Raw genomic sequence first — 22,246 nt, forward strand, 5'->3', positions numbered from 1 at the left:
CGAGTCAGAGGATCCGGACGGCTCCAGGGCGGCTTGCGGCCCCGCCGGGCCGGCGGACGCCCCGGGCACCACGCATGCTGAGCGGCTGGGCATTCCTCATGCCCTACGCGATCGCCGTCGTCGTACTGATCGCGTTGCCCGCGCTGCTCAACGTTGGCTATGCGTTCACCGACCACACCGGGCTGACCCGCGACCCACAGTTCGTCGGTCTGGACAATGTGCGCCGGCTGATGTCCGACGCGTTCTTCCTGGACAGCCTGGAGGCTTCGCTCGTCCACGTCAGCCTGTCCGTCCCGCTGAGACTGCTCGCCGCCGTCGGCCTCGGACTGCTCCTTGCCGCTCCCAGGCCAGGCGGCCGGCTGTTTCGCACCGCGGTCTACCTGCCGACGGTCATCCCCGACGTCGCGCTGGCGGTGCTGTTCCTCTGGGTCCTGAATCCGCTGTACGGTCCGCTGAACCAACTACTCGGACTGTTCGGCCATTCCGGATTCAACTGGCTGGCCGACCCGGCCACGGCCCGCGTGGGCGTGGTCCTCATGCTGATGTTCCCCATCGGCGAGGGGTTCATCGTGGTGCTCGCCGCCCGGCGGATGCTCGACAACCGGCTGTACGAGGCGGCATCGCTGGAAGGCTGCGGGCCGTTCGGCCAGCTGCGCCGGATCACGCTGCCGCTGCTCGCGCCGGTCCTGATATTGCTCGCGGTGCGTGACACGATCCTCACCCTTCAGGTGAACTTCGTGCCCGCGTACGTGCTCACCGATGGCCGGCCGGCCAATGCCACGCTGTACCTGCCCGTATACATCTTCGACCACGCGTTCGAGTTCTCCGGTTTCGCCTACGGCGCGCTGATCAGCATCGTGCTGATGGTCATCACCACGGTGATCATCACGGCGCTGTTCCTCGTAGCACGCCGCTGGCGTGTCTTCCGCTGACCGGCCCCGCACGTCAGTGTGGCATCCTGCTGCGATGCGACTCCGGCAGTTCGTCATCGTGGCCGTTGCACCTGTGTTCGCCGGCACTCTCGCCGCTTGTGGCGGAGACGATGACGCGACGCCGAGCGACCCCACCCAGGCCATGTTCGACAACCTGCCGGATTGCGACCGCGTCCCCATGGACGAGGCTCCCGAAGTCGAGCCCGACGTCAGCGGCCTCGTGCTCCCCGAGGGCGCGCGGATCACGTCAGTGCTGGAACAAGGCCCGCTGACCAGCGTCGAGGGCACCATCCGGATGACGCCGCTCGATGTGCGGGCCGACTACGAACAACGAGACGACGTCGAGCTGCTCCGCATCGAGGACGAGGTCTTCGAAGCCGAGGTGCTGATCCGCGCCGCCGGCCAGCGGATGTACCTCCTCGCGGCTGCCCTGTGCGCGGACGGGACTTCGCTCAGCGTCGTCATCGGACCCGATACCGAGGACGCCGATCTGCCGGAATTCCGTAGCGACCTGGAGTAAGGGGCCGGTTGTCAGGCGTTGATCAGCGCTGGTGAGCACTGCCGTCTCGACAGATGTCCTAACACCCGGTCGGCATTCCCTGCACATGATCGGTGACCAGCAACGACACCGTGTCTAAGGTGCGCACATGCGACCCGTTCTCAGGTCGCCCACACGGCTTGCGGAGGGAGACCCGGCATGAAAAGTACGCTCGCCCGGCACCAACGAGGTGTTACGGCGGTCGCTGTACTCGCATTGGTCGCGGCGGTGGCGCTCGTCGCCTCGCTCGTCTCGGCGCGAGGCGAAGACACACACGCGACGTCAATGCCCACCGGACCGATGGAACTGCCCGGTGAATGGATGACCAGCCAGCGGCTCAGCGACGGAGTCACCGAAGTCTCCGCCGCGACGTACGCCTCAGCCCGTTCCGAGGCCCAGAGCATCGAACGGCGCACCCGCAATGCCTACCGCCACCTCGCGCAGCTGAATTGGGACTTCTTCGGCCCCGCGAACATCGGTGGCCGTGTCGTCGACATCGCTATCGACCCCGAGGTGGACGACCAAATCTTCATCGCGGCCGCCTCCGGCGGCATCTGGAAGTCCAGCGACGCCGGGATGACCTATCAGTCGGTGTGGCCGGACGACTGGGTGCAGGGCATGGGCGCGGTAGCGATCACCAGCGACGGCGTACTGTTCGCCGGCACCGGTGAACCGCAGCCCGGCGGCGGTTCGATCACCTTCGGGGGCGACGGAATCTACCGCTCCTACGACCGGGGCGAGACCTGGGAGAATGTCGGGCTCGAAGACAGCCACGCGATCGCTCGCTTCGCCATCGACCCGAGCGACGAAGACCGGATCTTCGCGGCGGCCGCGGGCAACCTGTTCGTGCCGGGCGGCGAGCGCGGTGTCTACCTCACCGAGGACGGCGGCGACACCTGGCGCGAAGTACTGACGCCGCTGAACGACACCACGGGAGCGACCGAGGTCGTGATCGACCCAGACAATCCGGATCGCGTCTACGCCGCGATGTGGGATCACCTGCGCGAGCCACACCAGCGCACGTACGGCGGCCCCGGTTCCAGTCTCTGGCGCTCCGACGACGGCGGCGCCACCTGGGAACGTATGACGAACGGGTTGCCGACCGATGACGACCAGGGCCGCTGGGGTCTCACTCTGGCCCCGAGCAACCCGGACCGGCTGTACGCGTACGTCGGGACCGCACTGGGGCCGTTCCGGGCGTTCTACCGCTCCGACGACGGCGGCGACAGCTGGACCCAGACGCCGCTGACCGCCGCGGGCGCGTCCCAGTCGACCTTCAGCTGGTGGTTCGGCAAGATCTGGGTCGACCCCACTGACGAAGACCACGTGTTCCTGGCCGGTGTCCAGCTGCGTCGCTCCACCGACGGCGCGATGTCCTTCACCAACTCCGGCGGCATCCACGTCGACCAGCACAAGATGGCGTGGGACCCGGACGTGCCGGACCGGGTCTACCTCGGCAACGACGGCGGAATGTACCGGTCCGACGCCAACGGAGCCACGAACACCTGGACGAAGGCCACCGACGAGCCGTACACCCAGTTCTACTCGGTGGACGCCGCGGAGACCGATCCCGTGCTCAAGGTGGGTGGCACCCAGGACAACGGCTGCCTGCGCGGCTACAACGGGCCCGGCGGCAGGTGGGACGCCATCGGCTGCGGCGACGGCCTGCAGGTGATCATCCACCCCGAGGATCCGACCATCGTGTTCGGTTGCAGCCAGTACGGCAGCTGCTACCGGTCGGAGAACAGCGGCGACACCCCGCGCCAGCCGATCGGGGCCGGGCAGACCACCTCCCAGCGCCGGAACTGGTTCACCCCGCTGGTGTTCGACCCGAGCGATCCGGACGTCATGTACTACGCCGGGAACATCGTCAATCGATCCACCGACAACGGCCGGACCTGGACCGCGATCAGTCCTGACCTGACGGGTGGTGGCCCAAACGATCCCGCGGGATACCCGTGGGGCACGATCACCGCCGTCGCCGTCGCACCCACCGACGGAGATACCCTGTACGCCGGCACCGACGACGGCAAGCTGTGGTGGACCGACGACGTGGGCGAGAACTGGCACGAGGTCGACTCCTCGGAGCTTCCCGGTACGTGGGTGACTCGAATCGCCGTGCATCCCGACGATGCGAAGATCGCCTACGCGACATTCTCCGGGTTCCGGTCCGGCAGCGATCGTCCGCACCTGCTGGTGACTCAAGACGGCGGCAAGACGTGGTCCGACATCGGACAGGGGTTGCCCGATGCGCCGGTGAACTCGGTGGTTCCCACCTCGGACGGGCTGCTGATCGTGGGAACCGACGTGGGCGTCTACCTGTCGGCCTGGAATGGCGGCGAGTGGGCTTCGCTCGGGTCCGACCTGCCCGTGGCAGCGACGATGTACATGCGCTACCACGAACCCAGCCGGCAGTTGAGTGTGGCGACGTTCGGGCGCGGCATCTACGAGATCGATGTGCCACAGTGCCGCGCGGCATCTACCCGGCTGCCGCTACGCGACCCCGGTGTCGGAGTCCCAGGCGTCCTCGCCTCTTGCCGGGCAGCACAATAGCGCGAGGACTGAAGCGACGTCCCTCGGCGCGGACCGGCTGGTGACCGGTCCGCGCCGGCGGACGGCTCCGGAGTCCGTGATCCAGCGGAGCTTCGGCCAGGACCGGGGACAAGGGGATGTCTAGTTCGATGGAGGGTGCCGAATCGATCGTGCCGGCGACGCTCGCCAAACGCACGAGTCTGCGCGAACAAGTCGCCGATTCCCTGCGCGCAGCCGTCATCGCCGGCGAGATGAAGCCTGGTCAGGTCTACTCCGCGCCAGCACTCGCTACCCGCTTCGGGGTCTCCGCCACCCCGGTCCGGGAAGCGATGCTGGACCTGACCAAGCAAGGCCTGATCGCGGTCGTGCCGAACAAAGGTTTCCAGGTGACGATGCTGTCCGACGCCGAGCTCGACGAGATCACCGACATCCGTCTGTTGCTGGAACCGCCGGCCGCGGCGCGCGCCGCCGAAAACGTTCAAGCGGAGGACGTCGCCGCGCTCGCCGGGGTCGCCACGAAGATCCTCGACGCCGCCGCGGCCGGCGACCTGGCCACCTACACCGAGGGGGACCGTCAGTTTCACGGGCGACTGCTGGAGATGAGCGGAAACAACCGGCTGGTGGACATGGTGCGCGAGTTACACGATCGGTGCCGGCTGGCCGAGCCCATGGGTTTACTGGAACGAGGTCTCCTCAGGACGGCAGCCGGTGAACACCTGACCATGTGTGAGCTTCTAGCCGCGGGCGACGGCGCGGCGCTGGCTGCTCTGATGCGTGTCCACATCGAACATGTCAGGCGACACCGGGATGAATGATCCGGGCGATCCGGGCTGTCCGGCTGCGGATAGCGCTATCCGGAGATCGACATGGGTGCCATGTCATATGCCATACTGCTTTGGGGTCCGTGAGTGTCACTCGCGGTTCTTCAGTGTGCGGAGGCGCCATTGGAACTCACGCTGCAGCAGCACCTGGACGCGCTCGCCGAGCGCGTGGGCAGGCCGGCCGTGCTCGAAGACCGTTTCATGCGCCTGATCGCCTACAGCTCACACGACCAGCCGCTCGACGGCGTGCGTGAAGACTCGATCCTGCGCCGGCACGCCTCGCCCGAGGTGACCAGCTGGCTCAAGGAGTTCGGGTTACCGGACGCCCGGCGGCCTCTTCGGCTACCCGCCAATCCAGAGCTGCACATGCTGGCACGTGTGTGTATCCCGGTCCTCCACAAGGACAAAGCGCTCGGGTATCTGTGGTTCGTCGATTCCGACGATTCCATGAGCGCCGCCGACATCGACGTCTGTGTGCACGAAGCATCCGAACTCGGTGACCATCTACACCGGGAGAGCACCGCCAGCTTGTTCTCCGCCGCACGCCTCAACGATGCGATGCACATGCTCCTGAGCGATTCCCCGCTCACCCAGGAAGCCGCGCAGACTCTCGAGGAGACGGGCTACATTTCCGTCGACGACGGCATCGCCATCGCCGTTATCCAGGGCCTGCCGGCCCACCCGTCCCTTGATCTCGAAGATGCCTTCGCGCTTGCCATGACCGACTTCCAGCGCATGGTGCGCCGCGGCCAGGCGCTCGAACTCGTTCGCCGCGACCACTGCGTGCTGCTGCTCGCCTGTCCCAGCGACGACGACCCTCACCTCCGGGAACGCATCGAGCTGGCCATCGAACTCGCCCAGGCCCGGCTCGCCGCCGCCGGGCACCGGGTGACGCTCGTCGCCGGCGTCGGCAGCCGCCGTGCTGACCTTGACCACGCGATCAACTCTCTCCGGGAAGCACGCATGTCGGCCGACGCGGCACGGCTGCTCTCCGGGATCGGCAGCGTCGTCTACTGGTCCCAGCTGGGCATCCACCGGATCGTGGTGGAGCTCGCGTCCATGAGCGAGCACGTCCCTACGGTGCATGCCGGGCTCGGCCGGCTGCTCGACGATCCGGAGTGCCTGCCACTGCTGGAGACCCTGGAGACCTACCTCGACGTCGCCGGGAATGCCCAAGTCACCGCCGAGCGCCTCAACCTGCACCGGACTTCGCTCTATTACCGGCTGCAACGGGTGGAGCAGCTCGCCGGCACCGACCTCAAGGACGGCATCGAGCGCCTCGCGCTGCACCTGGCGCTCAAGGTTGCCCGTATGACGGGCCGATACGCCCCTCGCCAGAGCACCGGCGGGCCCCCTGACGACATCACGGCGCCCGAGACGCGCACACCTCGCCAACGCGTCGCCATCCGCTGACTCACCCCGCCTAGATGATCATGTTTGGTGGGTTTTCTCGCGCGTTACCACCTCTGCAGGCATGGTGACGCGCGAGAAAACCCACCAAACATGATCATCTAGGGGAGGGCGCTGAGGACTCGGGTGAGGCGGTGTCTCCACCAGGCAGCCTGGTCCGCGTTTCGCAGCTCGTACCGGCTGAGCTGGACAAGTTCGGGGGCGGGCGGAGTTCGGGGCACGGGCAGATAGCCGCCGACGGGCCGAAACGAGTCGGCCTCGGCGACGACATCGCCGTCCAGCAGCGCCAGCGTGCCCAAACCGCAAGCAAAATCCAGGTCAGGCAGAGCACCGGCCAGCGCCAGTTGTGCGCTCAATCCAACGCTGGTCTCCAGCGCGGACGACACAACGCACGGCAACGCGGCGGCCTCGGCGACCTGCAGTGCTCGCCGCACACCTCCGAGTGGCGTGCACTTGATCACGGCGATGTCGGCAGCGCCCGCTACTGCTACCCGCATCGGGTCCTCGGCCCGCCGGATCGACTCGTCGGCGGCGATGCGGACATCCACCCGGCGGCGCACTGCCGCCAGGTCCTCGATGGTCGGACAAGGCTGCTCCACGTACTCAAGCCCGCCCGCGGCAGCGTCAAGCCGCCGGATATGGGTGACCGCGGCGTCGACGTCCCACACCCCGTTCGCGTCCACGCGAACTGCGCCGCCTGGTCCCAGGGCGTCCCGGACCGCCTCCACTCTGGCCAGGTCTTCAGGGAGGGAGTCGGGATGATCGGCCACCTTGACCTTGGCCGTGGAACATCCGGAGCCTGACACGATCTCGTACGCACGCTCCGGCCCGACGGCGGGAACAGTGCAGTTGACCGGGATCCGCTCCCGCACCGGCTCCGGCCAGCCGGCTGTGGCCTGTTCGACAGCCGTCGCCAGCCAGGCGGCCGACGTCGCGTCGTCGTACTCGGCGAACGGGCAGAACTCGCCCCAACCCGCCGGTCCCTCGATCAGCATTCCCTCGCGCACGGTGATCCCACGGAACCGGGTCCGCATCGGGATCGCGTAGATCCGCGCCCCGTCGAAGTCGATCTCGCTCCTCACCGCATTCAGTCTCTCGCCTCCCACTTGATCATTGTCCCCGTTTAGGGGTTATAGCGCCTAAACGGGGACAATGATCAAGCCCGGCCGCAAGTGGTGTGGGGTTGATGGGATGGTTGAAGCCCGACGGGGTGCGGACGGGCATCGAAAGGCGAGGAACGAGCCTTTCGCGGGCGAGGAGGGCTTCAACCATCCCGGCAACCCCTCACCACCCCCAATCAGTTCAGGGCCCGCCGCAGGGCGTTCGGACCGCCGACCACCGGCAGGTGCACGTGGCTACCGTTCAGGTTCACCTCGATGTCGTTGCCGTGGTTGAACCTCGCCTGGATGTTCGTGTCGATCCCGGCGATCACGATGCCGATCCGGTGGCCGGCTTCGAAGGTGTAGTCGTCGGTCATGATGTCCCACTCCAGCCGGTGCCCGGAACCCGGTCGCAGTTCGTCGGCATCGGCGAGGAAGCTTGCGCTCGCCCAGCCTCGGGCCACGGCTTCGTGTCCCAGCGTACGGGTGTTGCGCTCGACGTCCGGGTAGCAGCCGGTGTCGGCTTCAGTGCCCTGCCCGAAGCAGCTGATGGTCTCCAGGTTGCGGATCCCGCCGCTGGCGGTCCAGTTGGTGCGCTCGGCGGTGCCGTAGTCCACCAAGTACGCGGACAGCCCCGCGTCGGTCCCGTCGATCGACGCCCGCAGCGACACCGTCGCCGAGCCGCTGATCCGTACCGGTTCGGTGAGCTCGCCGGTCATGAAGACGAGCCGGTGATCATCGTCGGCGAAGCCGTTCTGGACGACCGTGTTAAGCGGGCGCCGTGCCTCGGTGAAGGACTGTGTCCGCGGCGAGAGGTTGCGCTGGTCGAGACTCAACACACCCTGGCGGACGTCGTCGGCGTTCTCCGGCTGCCCGAGCCGGAGCAGAGTGTGTGTGCCACCAGGCCAGTCGTCGTACGTCTCCCAGCGGTCGCGGTCGTATTCGACGTCGGCGACCGGCTCGTCCATGATGCCGTTCTCGATGCCGTGCAGCCAGTGGTCGAACCAGCGGTGGATCGTCACGAGCCACTCGTCGCGCCGGAAATCGAACGCCTTCTCGTGCGCCACGGGCGACAGCCAGATCTTGCGTGGCACATCGTTGTCGGCCAGCGCGTCCCACCACTCGCCGTAATTGACCGGCTTGACGTTGTAGTCCTGGGTGCCGTGGACGATGAACACACTCGCCTTGACCTGGTCGGCGTTGCGGATGTAGTCGCGTTCGACCCAGAACTCGTGATCAGGGTCCCGGGTGATGTCACCTAGAGCCAGCTCCTCGCGCACGCCGGTGCACTCCGAGAACGGAGGAAGCTGGTTGGAGTTCTGGATCGATGTCGCCAGGCTCAGCGCGGTGTGTCCCTGGAAATGGACGCCGTTGTGCCAGTACCAGTGGTACCAGCTCGAGATCGCCGTGATCGGCACGATGGTCGCCAGGCCTTCGACTCCGGTCGCTGCCACACCGTTGGCGACGGTGCCGTCCCACGACTTCCCGACCATCGCCGACAACCCGTTGGACCAGTCGGCTTCGACTTCATTGCCGTCAAGGTCGTAGGCGACGCCGGACCCATTGAGCCATTCGACGAGTTTCACGGTGTTCTCGATCTCGGCCGGACCGCCGATGTCCAGGCAGCCGGTCGAACCGCGGGTGCCGGCCAGGTCCAGCAGCGCTACCGCATAGCCGCGAGGGACGAAATAGTTGTCGTAATACAACGGGAAATGGTCGAGCGGTTCGCCCGGGGTCGCCTTTCGCTCGGCCAGCCGGCCGCGACCGTTGGCATGGTAGTAAGGGCTCGGGACGATGATCGTCGGCACTTTCAAGTCGCCGTCGGATGCCGCGGGGCGGATGATGTCGACATATAGGGTGTCGGTTTCGTCGCCGTCGACGCTGCTCACCGCGCCGGGGATCTCGACGGCCTCACGGACCGCGCCGGCGTAGTCGAACACCGGCTGGGTGACGCCGTCATCGACGACGATCTCGTCCGGCTCCGGAACCGACAGCAGCCGCGCCCGCGTGTCGTCGAACCGCTGCCGGGCTTCCCAAGCTTCGCCCTCGTCGAGCTCGGCCTCCTCGGGAAAAATATCGACCGCCGGTTGCCCAGGCAGCTGCGACTCCGCGCCCGGTTGGGCTTGGCCCGCCAGCGGCACTGCCATGGCGGTGATCAAGCCAGCGCCGACGGCGATCACGGCTACCCGCCTGACGTGCATGAATCTTCGCATCGATCCTCCTACACCTCGTGCTCGGACATCGATCCTGATCAAGCGACGGGGTGCTCCGGAGCCGGGGGATGGAAGGCTCCGGAGCACCGCCGTGTGGGTGCTGCCCCACCGCCGGCCGATCAGCCCGCGGTGACGCTTCCCCTTGGGCCGGCTTACAACTCAGCGCGCAAATCATCGGCGAGCGATACGAGAGCCGCGCTCGCCAGGCTGTACACGCCGGTGTCGCCGATGTTCTCGGCCAGGTCCACGAACCGGTTCAGCGCCTGTTCGGCACCTCGCCCGCTCGCACGCTCGGCCGCCCGGAGGTGGGCGAGCAATTGCTGCCGCTCCGGACGCTCCAAGAGACCGTCCGCGTAGTAGGAATCCACCAGTTCGGCAGCGCCGCCAAAGGTCACCTTCAGATCGGTGGTGGTGAGCTCCACCTCGAAGGTCGACGTCGCGTCCGGGTCGGACTCGCTGGTAGCGGTGATCGTCACGGTGGCCGACTCGGCAGCGCCATCGTCCGCGGCCGCGTAGACATAGGCCGGAGCCGTCTGACCCGCGTTGACCGCCTTGACCTCATACGGCAGCCACACGTCCCAGCCGTCCTCGTCGACGGACGCCGAAAGCCGGTAGACGTCCGCGCTGTAGAGGTCCTGGCCGGCCTCGCCGTTGTTGGTCAGTGGGAGCCGCAACAGGCCGGTGGAGTCGCCGACGGCGAACGTGTCCACGCCGCCCAGTGAGACGTCCCGGCCGAAGTCACCAGCGCCGTCGAGGTGCCGTACCGCGACATCGTAGAGCAGCACGCCGGCGTCATCGCGGTACGTGTCGAGGATGTAGAAATGCAGCTTGTTGTGCTCGTCGACGAACTCGAAGCCGCTGTCGGAGTCCGTGCCGGCATGCCAGGTGGCGTTGTTCACCTGACGCGGGTCTCCGCGCAACACCGGGACAGGCGTGCCATCCGGACGGTGATAGTCGATCAGGTCGAGAGTCTCCGGATTCGGATCGATCAACCACACCTGCGGGAAGGTGTTGTTGTTCCTCGTCATCGCGATGAGGACACCGTGACCCGGGACGAAGGAGTCGTTGCCGACGGTGTCGACGACCTCCACCTCGTAGTTGTGGTAGTTGTCGTTCCCGTGACACCAGAACGAGTCGTCACCGACGTGCCCCAGGGCTTCGCAGGTGCGCAGGTTCTGACCGTTCGCGGTGGTCTCGCCGAACCGGACGCGCATGCCGAGCTGCCCGTCGGCGCCAGGCTGGTGCGCCCGGGCCTGCAGCGTCGCCACGGCGATCCCGTCGTCCGGCAAATCGTCGCGCTGGAGCTCGGCGATCTCACCCGGCTGGAAGAAACCCATGTCCCGCTTGTACTTGGTCATGTGGTGCGGGCCGAGCGCCGAACCACCCTGGTTGGGGACCTGCCATCGGTTGTGGGTGCCGCCGGGGCCGTTGAAGGTGCCCCGCGACATCATCTCCCAGTAGCCGGTGGCGGTGCGCATGTTGTCCGCGAACGGGTTGTTGTAATTGTCCGGCAGGCCGAACAAGTGGCTGATCTCATGCGCGAACGTACTCTGGCCGGAGGACTCCGCCTGGGTGGAGCTCGGCCGCGCACCTCCGGTCGCGTTGGGCCATTGGCTGGCGCCGGCCCGCCAGGAGGTGAAGCCGCCTTCCTCGGGCGTCAGGCCGGCGGCGTGAAGATACCGGGTGCCGACGTAGTTGGGAATCGGATTGCCGGCGCTGTTGAGCACCGGCCCGTCCTCGGCGCCCGGAGGGCCGAAAGCATCTGGGACGTCCTCGTGCGTCTGGAAGATCATCCTGCCTTGTTCTTCCCACGTCGACGACTCGTCGTGCCCCGCGGTCACGTACAGCACGAAGTCGTAGCCGCAGTCGGCCACGTCGAGATTCGTCGCCGTCGGGCAGGACAGGCCCTCCGCCTCCATCTCGGCACGCCATGGCAGGTTGCCGTCGCGGCGGATGTTGCGCCCGTCGGGATTCTGCGTCGAGAAGGTCGTGCAGTTGTCGCCGGCCGGGCAGACCGAGTCGGGCTCGTCGCCCAATGAACGCCCGCCGGTCGGGCCGTGTCCGAGTCCCCACTCGTGGTATTTGCCCGGCAAGGTGTACGGGCCGAACGTATCGACGCTGACGCCGGTGCGGCCGTGGCTGGTCTCCATCCAATACGAGTGGATGGTCTGGCCGCCGTTGAACTCGTTCGGCGTCGTGAAGTAGTCGTCGAACCACCCGCGGACGTCGTCGACGGGCTCCCACTCCCCTTCCCACGGCGATCCTGGAGGCGCCGGGTTGCCGAACGGGTGCGCGCCTTCCTCCTGGGCGATCAAGAACGGCTCGTCTTCGAAGTCAAGGAGTATGACGGCGGCCTCGAACTGCGTCTCACTGCCGTGGTTCGAGTCGTCGTTCCATTCCTCGGGCCGGATCGGCACGTAGTCGTCCCAGGTTTTGAACTCCATGTCGACCCAGTCCTGCGGGTCTACCGGGACGATGGGCCCGGTGCCGGGAGCTTGCGATGGCTCGTCCTGCGCCGTCGCCATGCCGATGCCACCCAGCATCGACAGCGCGAGGACAACTGAGCCGGTGATACCGGCTGCTCGTAGGCGGGTTGCTCGTCGTGGTGGGTGGCCTTTCCGTACTGCCATGTGACCCTCCCAAGGCCGCGCGAAAGCCGGCCGACGTGGGCACTGATTTCTGGGACCCTAAGGGAGGCAGACACCGGCCGTCACCGCGCATCTGACCTGAAATCTCAGCAAATCGTGCGACATCTGTTGAGACCGCCGCCGTTGGATAGCCTGACCGAAGGAAGCGTTCCAATGAGCCACCACGAGGTACCGCCGTTACTCGACCGCGTCGCCGGAATCGTGTCAGAGGCGATCAGTCGAGTTCGTCCCGAGTTCTTTGGAACGGATTCCGTGGTCCGACGTTCCGAACATGCCGACTTCCAGTCCAACGCCGCTCTCGCGCTGGCCAAGCGGGCACGTACCAGACCCGTGGATCTTGCCGCTGAACTGAGTACCGCGCTCAACAACGCCCACGACGGACCAGTGGGACTCGTGGAGGTGTCTGGGCCGGGCTTTCTCAACATCGCCGTTCCCGACCACGCGATATGGCAGCACGTGTCCGGTCGCCTTGCCGATTCTCGGCTGGGCGTAGGCCTTGTCGGCGAACGCCGGGTCGTCATCGACTACTCAGCGCCGAATATCGCCAAAGACATGCACGTGGGGCACCTGCGCACCACCGTCATCGGCGACTGCCTCGCCCGTGTGCTCGGCTTTCTCGGCGCCGACGTGCTCCGGCAGAACCACCTGGGCGACTGGGGCACTCAGTTCGGCATGCTGATCCAATACCTGGACGAGCATCCGGACGCGGTCTGGCACCACAACGAACTCACGTCCGGCACGTCCACGGTCTCGGCGCTGGACGGGCTGTACAAGTCCGCGCGCGCATTGTTCGACGCCGACCCCGAATTCGCCGAGCGCTCCCGCGCACGCGTCGTGGCCCTGCAGTCCGGGGATCCCGCCACCCTCGCCCGGTGGGAGGAGATCGTCGCGGAGTCCGAGAAGGCCTTCCGGGACATCTACGATCGGCTCGGCGTGCTGCTCACCCCGGAGGACTCCGTGGGCGAGTCGTTCTACAACCCGATCCTCCCAGACACGGTCGCCGAACTCGTGGCCGCGGGCATCGCGGTCGAAAGCCAGGGTGCACTCGTCGTCTTCTCGCAAGAGGTCAAGGGCCCTGAGGGCACGCCGGCTCTGCTCATGGTGCGCAAAGCCGACGGCGGATATGGCTACGACACCACCGATCTGGCCACCATCAGGTACCGCCTCAAGGATCTCGGAGCCGACCGGCTGCTCTACGTCACCGACTCGCGCCAAGCGCTGCACTTCCGGTTGATCTTCGAATCGGCTCGCCGCGCGGGCTGGCTGACCGATGACGTCAGTGCCGAACACGTCGCCTACGGCACGGTGCTGGGTCCCGACGGACGCCCGTTCAAGACTCGTGCGGGCGGCACCGTACGTCTGATGGACCTCCTGGACGACGCCGTGCAGCGCGCCCGGGCCGTGGTTGCCGACCGGGAGACGGTGCTGAGCGAGACAGAGCTCGCCCAGATCGCCGAGCAGGCCGGCATCGGCGCGGTCAAGTACGCCGATCTCTCCGCGTCGCGGGTCAAGGACTACACCTTCGACCTGGAACGTATGGTGTCGCTGACCGGCAACACCAGCGTCTATCTCCAGTACGCGCACACCCGCATCCGGTCGATCCTCCGCAAGGCGGGCGATCAGACCGTCGAGATCGATCACACCATCCCGCTCGAACCGGCCGAACGTGCGCTGGCGCTGGAGCTGGACGCCTACTCCACCGTGCTCGCGGAGGTCCACGACACACTCGAGCCGCACCGGCTCTGCAGCTACCTCTACGAACTCGCGCGTGACTTCACCACGTTCTACGAGGCGTGTCACGTGCTCAGCGCCGACGAGCCCGTGCGCAGCAACCGGCTCGGGCTGTGCCAGCTCACCGCCCGGACGCTACGCCACGGGCTCGGGCTCCTCGGCATCACCGCTCCCGAACACATGTGACGCCCGGACGGCGGTGCCGCGTGCCCTCCGGCAATGGAGGGCACGCGGCCTGTGTCACAACCGCGCGCAATCGCCCGCCGCGGGACCGTTGATCTCATTGGTCGCCCCGAAGTCGCTCGCCGGTGCGTTGTTGCCCGAGCAGGACAACCGGCCGTTGACCGTATTTCCGGCCAGAATCGGCCCGTACTCGCCCTCGTACTCGGCGAAGCGCTCGGCCGACTCATCGTGGGGAACCTGTTCGTTGCCCGTCAGGGTCAGCGCACCGCGGAAGGTGCTCCCGACGACGGTGACCCCCGTGGTTGTCCCCGAGATCCGGGTCTGGCCGCTGACAGCCGTGTCGAATATCTGAACGACGCCGGCCCGGTCGGTCAGCACGCTGCCGTTGACGGACCCGCCGTGGACCACGAGCGACGCTCCGCCTCGGACGGTCACCGTGCCGTTCACCTGCGCCTCGTCCAGGCAGATCACACCGCTGGTGACGAGAAGGTTGCCGTTGTGCGTGCCGGAGACGGTCCGGGTGCATTCCGGCGACTCGCCAGGCAGAACGGTGGCCCGGTACTCCTCGGCGTCGCCGATGTTGCCGGCCGGGTCGATGGCGCGATGTTCCACCGTGTGGGTGCCGTACCCCGGGATGAACGGGCCGTTCGGGTCGTCGGGACCGTATTCCTGCTCGAAGGTGGCCTTGGACAGCCCTCCGGTGCCGAGGTTGCCGTACGTCAGCGCTTTGACGTCCGTTCCGGAGTGGCGGAAGCGGAACGGCGACTCCGGCATCGGCTCCTCGGGAAAGCCGAAGTAGTTGAACCACCCGTCGTGGTTCAGCCGGAGTTCGCCGACGACGTAGGGCTCGCCGTCGTACCCGGTGAGATCGTCCTGCGGCTCCAGCCACATGTCCCAGCCCTCGAAGTACACCGGATGCTCCACGTCACCGCCGACGGTGGCCAACGGCTCCGAAAGTGTCCGGGGCGCCGTGGGAAGGACGTTGTCAACCGTCCACGCGATGGTGTCGCTGCCGGCATGCGGGCGGCCCGGGTCGGTCACAGTGGCGGTGAGTTCGTACGTCCCGCTCGGCAGGCCGAGCGCGCCGAGATCGAGGTTCCGGCTGTTGAGCGGGTTCGCCAGCTCTTCCCCGTCGAGGTGCCACGCCACGTCCAGAACCCGGTCGGCGGGGTGCGTGGTCTCGACATAGACGACTTCATCACCGGCGACCGGCCGATGGGCCGGCGTCGAGTCGGTGAACTCCACCGGCGGCGACGACGGCACTACCCGGTTTCGTCCCACCGTCCATTCGCGGGTCTGGACGAAACGTGGGCCGTTGTAACCGGAGTCCGTTGCGCCGCTGCCCGTCGACGGATTGCGCACCCAGTCGATCCCATCCGGGCCGACCGGATCCCGGACCTCCACATGGACCACTGTGCCTGGCTCGAGCCCGAGCGGACCCAGTTCGAGACTGCGGCTGCTGGCGTTGTCCACGATCTCGCCTTCGGGCCCACCGATCCGCCAAATGACGTCCAGTTCGTGGTACTTCGGATGCATCGTCTCGACCCAGATCACGCTGCCGCGGCGGACCTCGCCTTCGGGGGTGTGGCGCAGATTCATCTCGCCGAGGTCACGCTGGCCGGTGATGCGGGCCACCATGTGCTCGCGACCGACCTGATCGAAGTAGGACCCGATCCACCGCATCATCGAGTTCGGGCTGGGCCGCCACACGTTCGAGCCGCGGTAAAGGCCACTCTCATAGCCGTCCGGATCGGCCGCTCGGATGATGCCACCTGACTCGCTCTCTTCGCCCAGCCAGCGCCACCATTTGGCCTCGGCCTCGATCATCTCCTCCGATGTCATCCGGGTGTGGTGGAACGAGCTCGGTTCCGAATCCGGGTGTGGTGGAACGAGCTCGGTTCCGAATCCGGATGTGGCGGCCCCGGCTCCGGCCGGTTCGAGTACGGGTATTCGTCCTGCATCGTGCCCAGTGAATGCCCGAGTTCGTGCAGGGAGATCAACGGTGCCTGCGGGCTGCCGCCCGACGTGGTCGCGTCGCGGCCACCGATCCCGCCATAGGTGAACGTGTTGGAGATCGCCAGTGTCTGGATGTTCTGCGGCCCGGAATTCTGACCGCCGGTGGGCCGGAAACTACCCGCGGGTACACCGAGCGCCGGGGCGACATAGCTGTTCAGGTACATGGCCCGTTGCTGGTGGCCATTACACCTGGGGTCGCCCAGGATGCCGGCGTCCAGCGGATACTCCGGGTTCGTCGTCGGTGTGGGATGCCCAGGACACCCGCTGCCGTTCGACGGACCTTCCAGCGGTTGCCCATAGGTGATACCGCGCGCCAGCGGGTTAGTCAGGCCGTCGGCGTACCAGAGGCGCAACGGCGTGTTCTTGGCGTCACGCTCCTCCGGTGGTGCGTCCTCCTCGGGGTCACGACGGATCCCGCTGTCCTCCGAAGAGATCTCCAGCAGATAGACGTTGATGTAGTCGCGGTACGTCCGGAACGGCTCCACGCTCCACTGAACTGCCTGGTTGCGGTCGACGTCTTCGTGACATGCGTCGACTTCCGCGGCCTGATATCCGTCGCAGATGACGATCAAATTGAGCCGCTCGTCGGCCGGTCCGGTCTCCTGCAACGGGACCACTCGGGCGCTTCCAGGCTCCGGCCAGGGTGGCAGGTTCTCGGTGTTGGCCTCCGGCCGCGCCGGTTCGGCCGGCTCATCGGCTGCAGTTCCGGCGACGGGCACCGTCAGCAACCCGGCCACCAGGAGAATAGATGCGAGAGGAACTAGTGTCCTGCGGGGTCTCATCGGGCTCACCACGAACGCGATTGGGGCGGCGGCCCGATCCGCATCAGCCGGTACACTAGCGCTGCGCCGAGCCGTGGGAACTACCAGCACGGTAGTAGGAACCGGCGCAGGCGAGCACCCGTCATCTGACGGAACTTCACCCTCCCCACTCCGTCCAACGTCGAAGGCACCCTTTCCCTTTCCATCGCCCCCGTTATTCCCTCGCGCCGGCGTCATTGGCGATCCCGCAAAAGACGAGACGCACGGGCGTCAACGATGCCGGGAGCGACGCCGGCCGGCGTAGCGCGGCACGTGCATCCGGTACTCCTCGTATTCACGGCCGAACCATTCGAGTAGCCACCCTTCCTCCCGGAACACCCAACGGTGCAGCAGCAGGGCCGACACCGGCCAGGTGGCAGCGGTCCACGCATTACGCGTGGCCAACGCCAGCCCCAGGTGCAGAGCCTCACAGCCGACGTACATGGGGTTACGAGACCAGCCGTGCACGCCAGACGTGGCGAGGAACTGCGGCTCGTCCAGTGATCCCGGTCCTCGCTCCAGCGTCGCGCGCCCCGCCAACACCACGCCCGCGACGACGAGTGTCATGCCGGGCGCCCGCAGATACCCGGGCAAGGTCACCGGTCGCCACCGCTGCAGCAGCGCACCGAGCACCATTGCACCTGCGGTTTCCGCTGGAAGCGGCACTCGTTCCCACAGGTTCCGCACTCGTGCGTAACGCATTTCGCGCTCCCCTCAAAGGACCATGGCGGTACCGCACCCACCAGAAAAGCATGAGGGCGGAAGTCAGCAGATAGAAACTGTGCAGGAACCAGATCGGACCAAACGGCAGGTGAAAGACGTAGATCGAATGAATCCCGTTACCGGTGTTCGCGAGTATCAGATTGCCGACACTGTACGACGAGAGGTCCTGGGTCCTGGCCGCTTTGACCAGCATCGGCAGCGCGCTGCCGGCGAAGACGGCGGTCGAGACCATCCCCGCTATCACCGGAAGCGTCGTACCCATGCGTCGACGGTACGGAGCTGTCCCTCCATCCCACATCGGGCAGATTCCGCATTTCGGAGCTCCTCGATGGGTCGTTCACACCAGATGGTGCTCGTACGCATACGCCGCAGCGGCCGTTCGAGAGTTGACGTCGATCTTGGTGAAGATGTTGCTCAGGTGCCGGGAGACGGTCTTCTCGCTGAGAAAGAGCTCCCCCGCGATCGCGGCGTTGCTCTTACCCGCCGCCACCAGCCGCAACACTTCGACCTCACGGGTGGTGAGGCCGCCCGGTGCCGGCGCTCGGCCAAGGAGTGCCTGCGCCTCAGCGAGCAGCGGGCCCGCACCCAGCTCCCCGAGCACGACGGCGGCCGCCGATACCTCCATGCGAGCGGAGTCCTCGTCCCCCGCCTTCAGGCACGCTCGCCCCAGCTGGAGCCGGGCCCGCGCCGCCTCATAGCGGGCGCCGAGGTGGTACCAGTGCTGCCACGCCTCGCGGAGGCCCACCAACGCGGCGGACGCGTCACCATCCGCAAGAGCCACGACGGCTCGGCTGGCGGCGGCCTGCGCCAGGAGCGCCGTACACCCGAATCTCCGTGCAATGTCAGTGAGCTCGTGTGCGACTGCGCGGGCGGCATCAATGTCACCGTCCGCGAGAAGAATCTCGGTGCATGCGGCCAAGATCCCCGACCGCTTCACCACGTCGTCGGCCTCATCGAGCAACCTGCGGACCGCTGCGACAGCGACGTCGGTTCGCCCCTGGGCGAGCCGTAGCAGCGCGAGGCCCGGCTGCGGGTCGCAGCCGAGACTGCTGGCTTCCTGGTAGGCAGCTTCGGCGGCAGCGTAGGCACCGCGCATCCGGTACACCTCGCCCAGCTCGTAGACGGCGAGTCCAGAGGCATAGATCGCACCGCTGTCGGCGTACCTTCGGCACGCGAATCGCAGCTCCTCGATCGCGTCCTGCAACGCTCCGTGCAGCCGCATCAGTTGCCCGCGGTGTACAGCGCACTGCCCGGTGTACGGAACGAGGTCGGGCTGCTCGTCGCACCACCGGGTCAGGGCCTTCGTCCACTGGCGAGCACGGTCGAAGTCGGAAATCTCCTGGCACGCCTCGATGGTGCTGCAGTAGATCGTTCCAGCGATGACCGGTGAGACCTCACCAGCAGCGACGCCGACGAGTGCCTCGTCCATGAGAGCGACACCCTCCGGAACGCGATCCTGGTACAGCAGAGCGCGCCCGCGTGCGTGCAACCCCATGGCGATCAGGTCTGCGTCTGCGAACCTGCGCCCCAGCCGTTCCACCTCGGCGCCGGTCTCAACGGATGCGGCAACGTGCCCAGACTTGATCTGTTGGATGCCCTGCGGGATCAACAGGTAACCCCGCTCCACCGTGTCCGTGCCCAGCTCCTCCACCAGCCGCCAGCCGCGGCTCCACCAACCTCCGGCGACCGCCGTGTCGCCGGCGAGCATGTGGGTCATGCCGAGCCAGAAACAACAGCGAATGGCTCGCTCCATGTCACCGTCATCGAGATGCTGCTGGAACGCGCGCTGCAAGGCGCGCAGGCAATCATCCGTGCGGCCGAGCAGATGCGCGGCGGTCGCCCACATCGCCAGCGCGTCCGCCGGGAGCGGACCGTCCGCATCGGCCTCGGAGAGATGACCATAGGCAGCGGCCCAGTCGCGCCGCTCGTACGCCTCGCGACTCCTGGCCAGCTCCTCGACCACGCCCATGGGCACACCTCTGCAACAAGGCTAACCGCATGCGCGTGTCGGGCGCAGCACACGTGGGCGGTCGGTCTCACGCGGCCACGGAAGCCGGCGCCCGCTCTGCGATCCGTCCAGCGATGTACGCCGCGTCGTCACCTGCACCACCGACCAGCATCGACCGGAACGACCACTGCAACGACAGACCGCAGAAGAACAGACCCGGCACCTCCGCGACCACACCCCGCCGCTCACGCGGCCAGCCGCCGTCGCCCTCGATACTCGGCTGTATCCAATCCAAACGCTGCCGGAATCCGGTCGCCCACACCACCGCGGCCACCTCCAGGACCCTGCCATCGGCAAGAACGGGCTTGCCACTCTTCACACCGACGACGCGCTGCGTCACACGTTCGACCCCCGCGTCGAGCAGATCGGCGCGCCGTACCCGCAACGCCGGCCCACCGTGGAACCGGACATGCCGTACGGCCCTGCGGCCCATCGGTGTCCTCCGATTCACAACGTTTCCCCAGACGAACCACAGCAGCGGGAAGAGCGCTTGCATACGTCGGCTCTCCAGCGGCACCGGGATCTGTCCACAGTCGCGCCCCGCGAGGATCACAGGGCGAGTGCGCACTAGCTCGAAGGCGATGTCGTGACCCGAATGCGATGCGCCGACCACAAGCACCGATCCCGCTGGCAACTGTCCCGGGCGGCGGTACTCGCTGGAGTGAAGTTGCGTTATCGCCGGATCCAGGTCCGGAGCGAACTCGGGGATCTCCGGCGTGCGGCCAAAGGTACCAGTGGCCACGACCACGTTATGGGCCGCATACGTTCCCGTCGCCGTGTCCACCCGGAATCCGTCGCCGTCAGCGACGACCAGGTGAACCCGCGCTCCCAGTCGTACCGGCAACGCGTTCCGGCGGGCGTAGAGCTCCAGGAAATCCGCGGTTTCGTCCTTGGTCGGATAGTGCCACGGCTTCGCCGGGAAGGCCATGCCTGGTAGCCCGCAGTACTTCGCGGGAGTGTACAGGCGCAATGAATCCCACTGCTGTCGCCAGTTGTCCCCGATGCGCGCGTTGCTGTCCAGCACCAGGCATTCCCTGCTCTGACGCGTGAGGTGGTAAGCGGTGGCCAGGCCAGCCTGGCCGGCTCCGATGACGAGTGTTTCGACATGTGTGTTCATGCTGGCGACGGTAAAGACGTGGGCCTGCCTACCGCGTCGGGTATCCACCCCATCTCCGCAACTCGGCTTGAGGTGAACTATGCATTTCGGCCGGTTGCGCCCTCCCAATGATCATCAGCGATATCGGGCAAATGCGGTGCGAGGAGGTCAACGATCACGGGAGAGGACAGGGCTATATCTCGCCGCGCGCCATCCGGATCAGGCGGTCCAGAACGTCCTCGCTTTCGCGCAACCCGTCATGTTCAAAGGCATTTGTCTTCCATACCCGCAGCCCACGCACCGCCTCAGCGGTCTGCGCCGACAGGTCCGCATCCACGTACATGTCGTCGAGGTAGAGCGCCGCCGCTGCCGGCACCTCGTTGCTGGCAAGCACCCTTGGGTCGTACAGCGGCGGCCAGTCCGCACGCTCGGCCAGCACATGCGCGGCATCGCGGAACGGACGCAGCGCGGGGTCGTCGTCGAACATCCACGGATAGATCATTTCGCCGGTCAGCAGAAGCGGTACGGCATCGGGAGCGAAGTCGGCCGGACGCAAGCGCTCGGCTGCCCAACGCGGCGCCGAACCTTGTGCGTAGATCGGCTCATGCAGCGCAGCGAAGAGCGGCCGCCCGGCGAAGGAGAGCATGCCGTGTACATCTGCGAGGAATGTGTCCGACAGCTCCCGCCCGTCCGGCCCATCAACGAATGCCTCCTCGAGCAGGTACTGGAGCGACGGAGCCCGGCCACGGCTCCCCAGGGCGTCGCCGGCGCTTTGCATCCGGCGCACCGACAGCGGTGATCCGTCCGGTAGCCGCACGTCGTGCGACCGGAGGTGTTCCGCCACGGCCTCCAGCTTGGCCCGGGCCTCGGGAAAGGCGGCGTGAAACGCACTGTTCTTGGCTCGAACATGCTGATACGTCCGCTGGTAGACGTCGTCGGCCGCGGCGAGGATCGGCGCCAGCCCACCGGTGATGTACGCGGCGGCAAGGCCGCCCGGAGCGAACGAGAGGTAGGTCAAGGTACAGAAGCCGCCGAACGACTGTCCTAGGACACTCCACTTGCCGTCCGCTCCGAGAAGACGCGTCCGGATCAGCTCGGCGTCGGCGACGATCGAGTCCGCCCGGAAATGGCCCAGATAGCTGGCCTGGCCCGCAGCGTCGCCGTGCCGGAGGATGGTGCGGGATGTGACAGGTGCCGAGCGTCCGGTTCCCCGCTGGTCGAGCAATAGCACGCGGAAGTCCTGGACGGCCCGGCCGAGCCAGCCGCTCGCGTTCGCGGGCCGAGGGCCTTTTCCACCCGGACCACCCTGGAGAAACAGCAGCCACGGCAGACTGGTGTCGTCGGCTTTGCCGGCCGCCGCGACCTCACGCCCGAATATCCGGATGGTCTCGCCGCCGGGCGCGCTGTGATCCAGCGGTACCTCGAACCAATGATCACGTAGGGCAAGCCCGCCCAGCCGCACGGTTGCGTCGGTCCTCGCCGGAATCACTCTGAT

The 22,246-nt window shown here is 67.0% G+C and carries 15 protein-coding genes; 6 read left to right on the forward strand and 9 right to left on the reverse strand.

The window, feature by feature from the left end:
* The first annotated feature begins 74 nt into the window (after window positions 1-74).
* The 5 genes from F7O44_RS10815 (at window position 75) to F7O44_RS10835 (ending at window position 6,236) form a co-directional block, all read left to right on the forward strand.
* Window positions 75-932, forward strand: a complete 858-nt coding sequence (locus F7O44_RS10815) for a carbohydrate ABC transporter permease (RefSeq protein ID WP_162450253.1) — start codon at window positions 75-77, stop codon at window positions 930-932.
* A 34-nt stretch (window positions 933-966) separates the two neighbouring features.
* Window positions 967-1,452 carry a hypothetical protein gene (locus tag F7O44_RS10820; protein ID WP_162450254.1) on the forward strand — a complete coding sequence of 162 codons (486 nt, stop codon included), beginning with the start codon at window positions 967-969 and terminating at the stop codon, window positions 1,450-1,452.
* A 177-nt stretch (window positions 1,453-1,629) separates the two neighbouring features.
* Window positions 1,630-4,023 (forward strand): WD40/YVTN/BNR-like repeat-containing protein, encoded by a 2,394-nt coding sequence (locus F7O44_RS10825; protein ID WP_162450255.1) that lies wholly within the window; start codon window positions 1,630-1,632, stop codon window positions 4,021-4,023.
* 116 nt (window positions 4,024-4,139) lie between these two features.
* Entirely contained in the window at window positions 4,140-4,817 is a 678-nt protein-coding gene (locus F7O44_RS10830) for a GntR family transcriptional regulator (protein ID WP_222851264.1), read from the forward strand.
* A gap of 129 nt (window positions 4,818-4,946) precedes the next feature.
* Window positions 4,947-6,236, forward strand: a complete 1,290-nt coding sequence (locus tag F7O44_RS10835) for a PucR family transcriptional regulator (RefSeq protein WP_162450256.1) — start codon at window positions 4,947-4,949, stop codon at window positions 6,234-6,236.
* Window positions 6,237-6,334: 98 nt separating this feature from the next.
* Here the strand turns inward: F7O44_RS10835 and F7O44_RS10840 are convergent, their stop codons facing one another.
* The 3 genes from F7O44_RS10840 to F7O44_RS10850 all read right to left on the reverse strand — a co-directional run bounded on the left by F7O44_RS10840 (window position 6,335) and on the right by F7O44_RS10850 (window position 12,176).
* Window positions 6,335-7,315 carry an o-succinylbenzoate synthase gene (locus F7O44_RS10840; protein WP_162450257.1) on the reverse strand — a complete coding sequence of 327 codons (981 nt, stop codon included), beginning with the start codon at window positions 7,313-7,315 and terminating at the stop codon, window positions 6,335-6,337.
* Window positions 7,316-7,530: 215 nt separating this feature from the next.
* Entirely contained in the window at window positions 7,531-9,546 is a 2,016-nt protein-coding gene (locus F7O44_RS10845) for a CocE/NonD family hydrolase (protein ID WP_162450258.1), read from the reverse strand.
* A 152-nt stretch (window positions 9,547-9,698) separates the two neighbouring features.
* Complete coding sequence (locus F7O44_RS10850; RefSeq protein WP_162450259.1) at window positions 9,699-12,176, reverse strand: FIMAH domain-containing protein; 2,478 nt, start codon at window positions 12,174-12,176, stop codon at window positions 9,699-9,701.
* Window positions 12,177-12,347: 171 nt separating this feature from the next.
* Between F7O44_RS10850 and argS the strand changes: the two genes are divergently transcribed.
* The gene (gene argS, locus F7O44_RS10855; RefSeq protein WP_162450260.1) at window positions 12,348-14,111 is read left to right on the forward strand and encodes an arginine--tRNA ligase; all 1,764 of its coding nucleotides are present in this window, start codon (window positions 12,348-12,350) and stop codon (window positions 14,109-14,111) included.
* A gap of 54 nt (window positions 14,112-14,165) precedes the next feature.
* Here argS and F7O44_RS10860 read toward each other — a convergent pair whose 3' ends face one another.
* The 6 genes from F7O44_RS10860 to F7O44_RS10885 all read right to left on the reverse strand — a co-directional run bounded on the left by F7O44_RS10860 (window position 14,166) and on the right by F7O44_RS10885 (window position 22,240).
* Entirely contained in the window at window positions 14,166-15,950 is a 1,785-nt protein-coding gene (locus tag F7O44_RS10860) for a peptidase M64 (RefSeq protein ID WP_162450261.1), read from the reverse strand.
* On the reverse strand, window positions 15,947-16,906 hold the full coding sequence (locus F7O44_RS10865) for a M64 family metallopeptidase (protein WP_162450262.1): 960 nt from the start codon (window positions 16,904-16,906) through the stop codon (window positions 15,947-15,949). The genes F7O44_RS10860 and F7O44_RS10865 overlap by 4 nt, the downstream gene beginning before the upstream one ends.
* 249 nt (window positions 16,907-17,155) lie before the next feature.
* The gene (locus F7O44_RS10870) at window positions 17,156-17,626 is read right to left on the reverse strand and encodes a methyltransferase family protein (protein ID WP_162450263.1); all 471 of its coding nucleotides are present in this window, start codon (window positions 17,624-17,626) and stop codon (window positions 17,156-17,158) included.
* A gap of 358 nt (window positions 17,627-17,984) precedes the next feature.
* Window positions 17,985-19,616, reverse strand: coding sequence for a LuxR family transcriptional regulator (locus tag F7O44_RS10875; protein WP_162450264.1), 1,632 nt, complete (start codon window positions 19,614-19,616; stop codon window positions 17,985-17,987).
* A 67-nt stretch (window positions 19,617-19,683) separates the two neighbouring features.
* A complete protein-coding gene (locus tag F7O44_RS10880; RefSeq protein ID WP_162450265.1) occupies window positions 19,684-20,772 on the reverse strand; it encodes a flavin-containing monooxygenase in 1,089 nt (362 codons plus the stop codon).
* Between the two features lie 172 nt (window positions 20,773-20,944).
* Entirely contained in the window at window positions 20,945-22,240 is a 1,296-nt protein-coding gene (locus F7O44_RS10885) for an alpha/beta fold hydrolase (protein WP_222851265.1), read from the reverse strand.
* Window positions 22,241-22,246: the final 6 nt, after the last annotated feature.

Origin of the sequence: Phytoactinopolyspora mesophila (assembly GCF_010122465.1) — a bacterium.
GTDB classification, from domain to species: domain Bacteria; phylum Actinomycetota; class Actinomycetes; order Jiangellales; family Jiangellaceae; genus Phytoactinopolyspora; species Phytoactinopolyspora mesophila.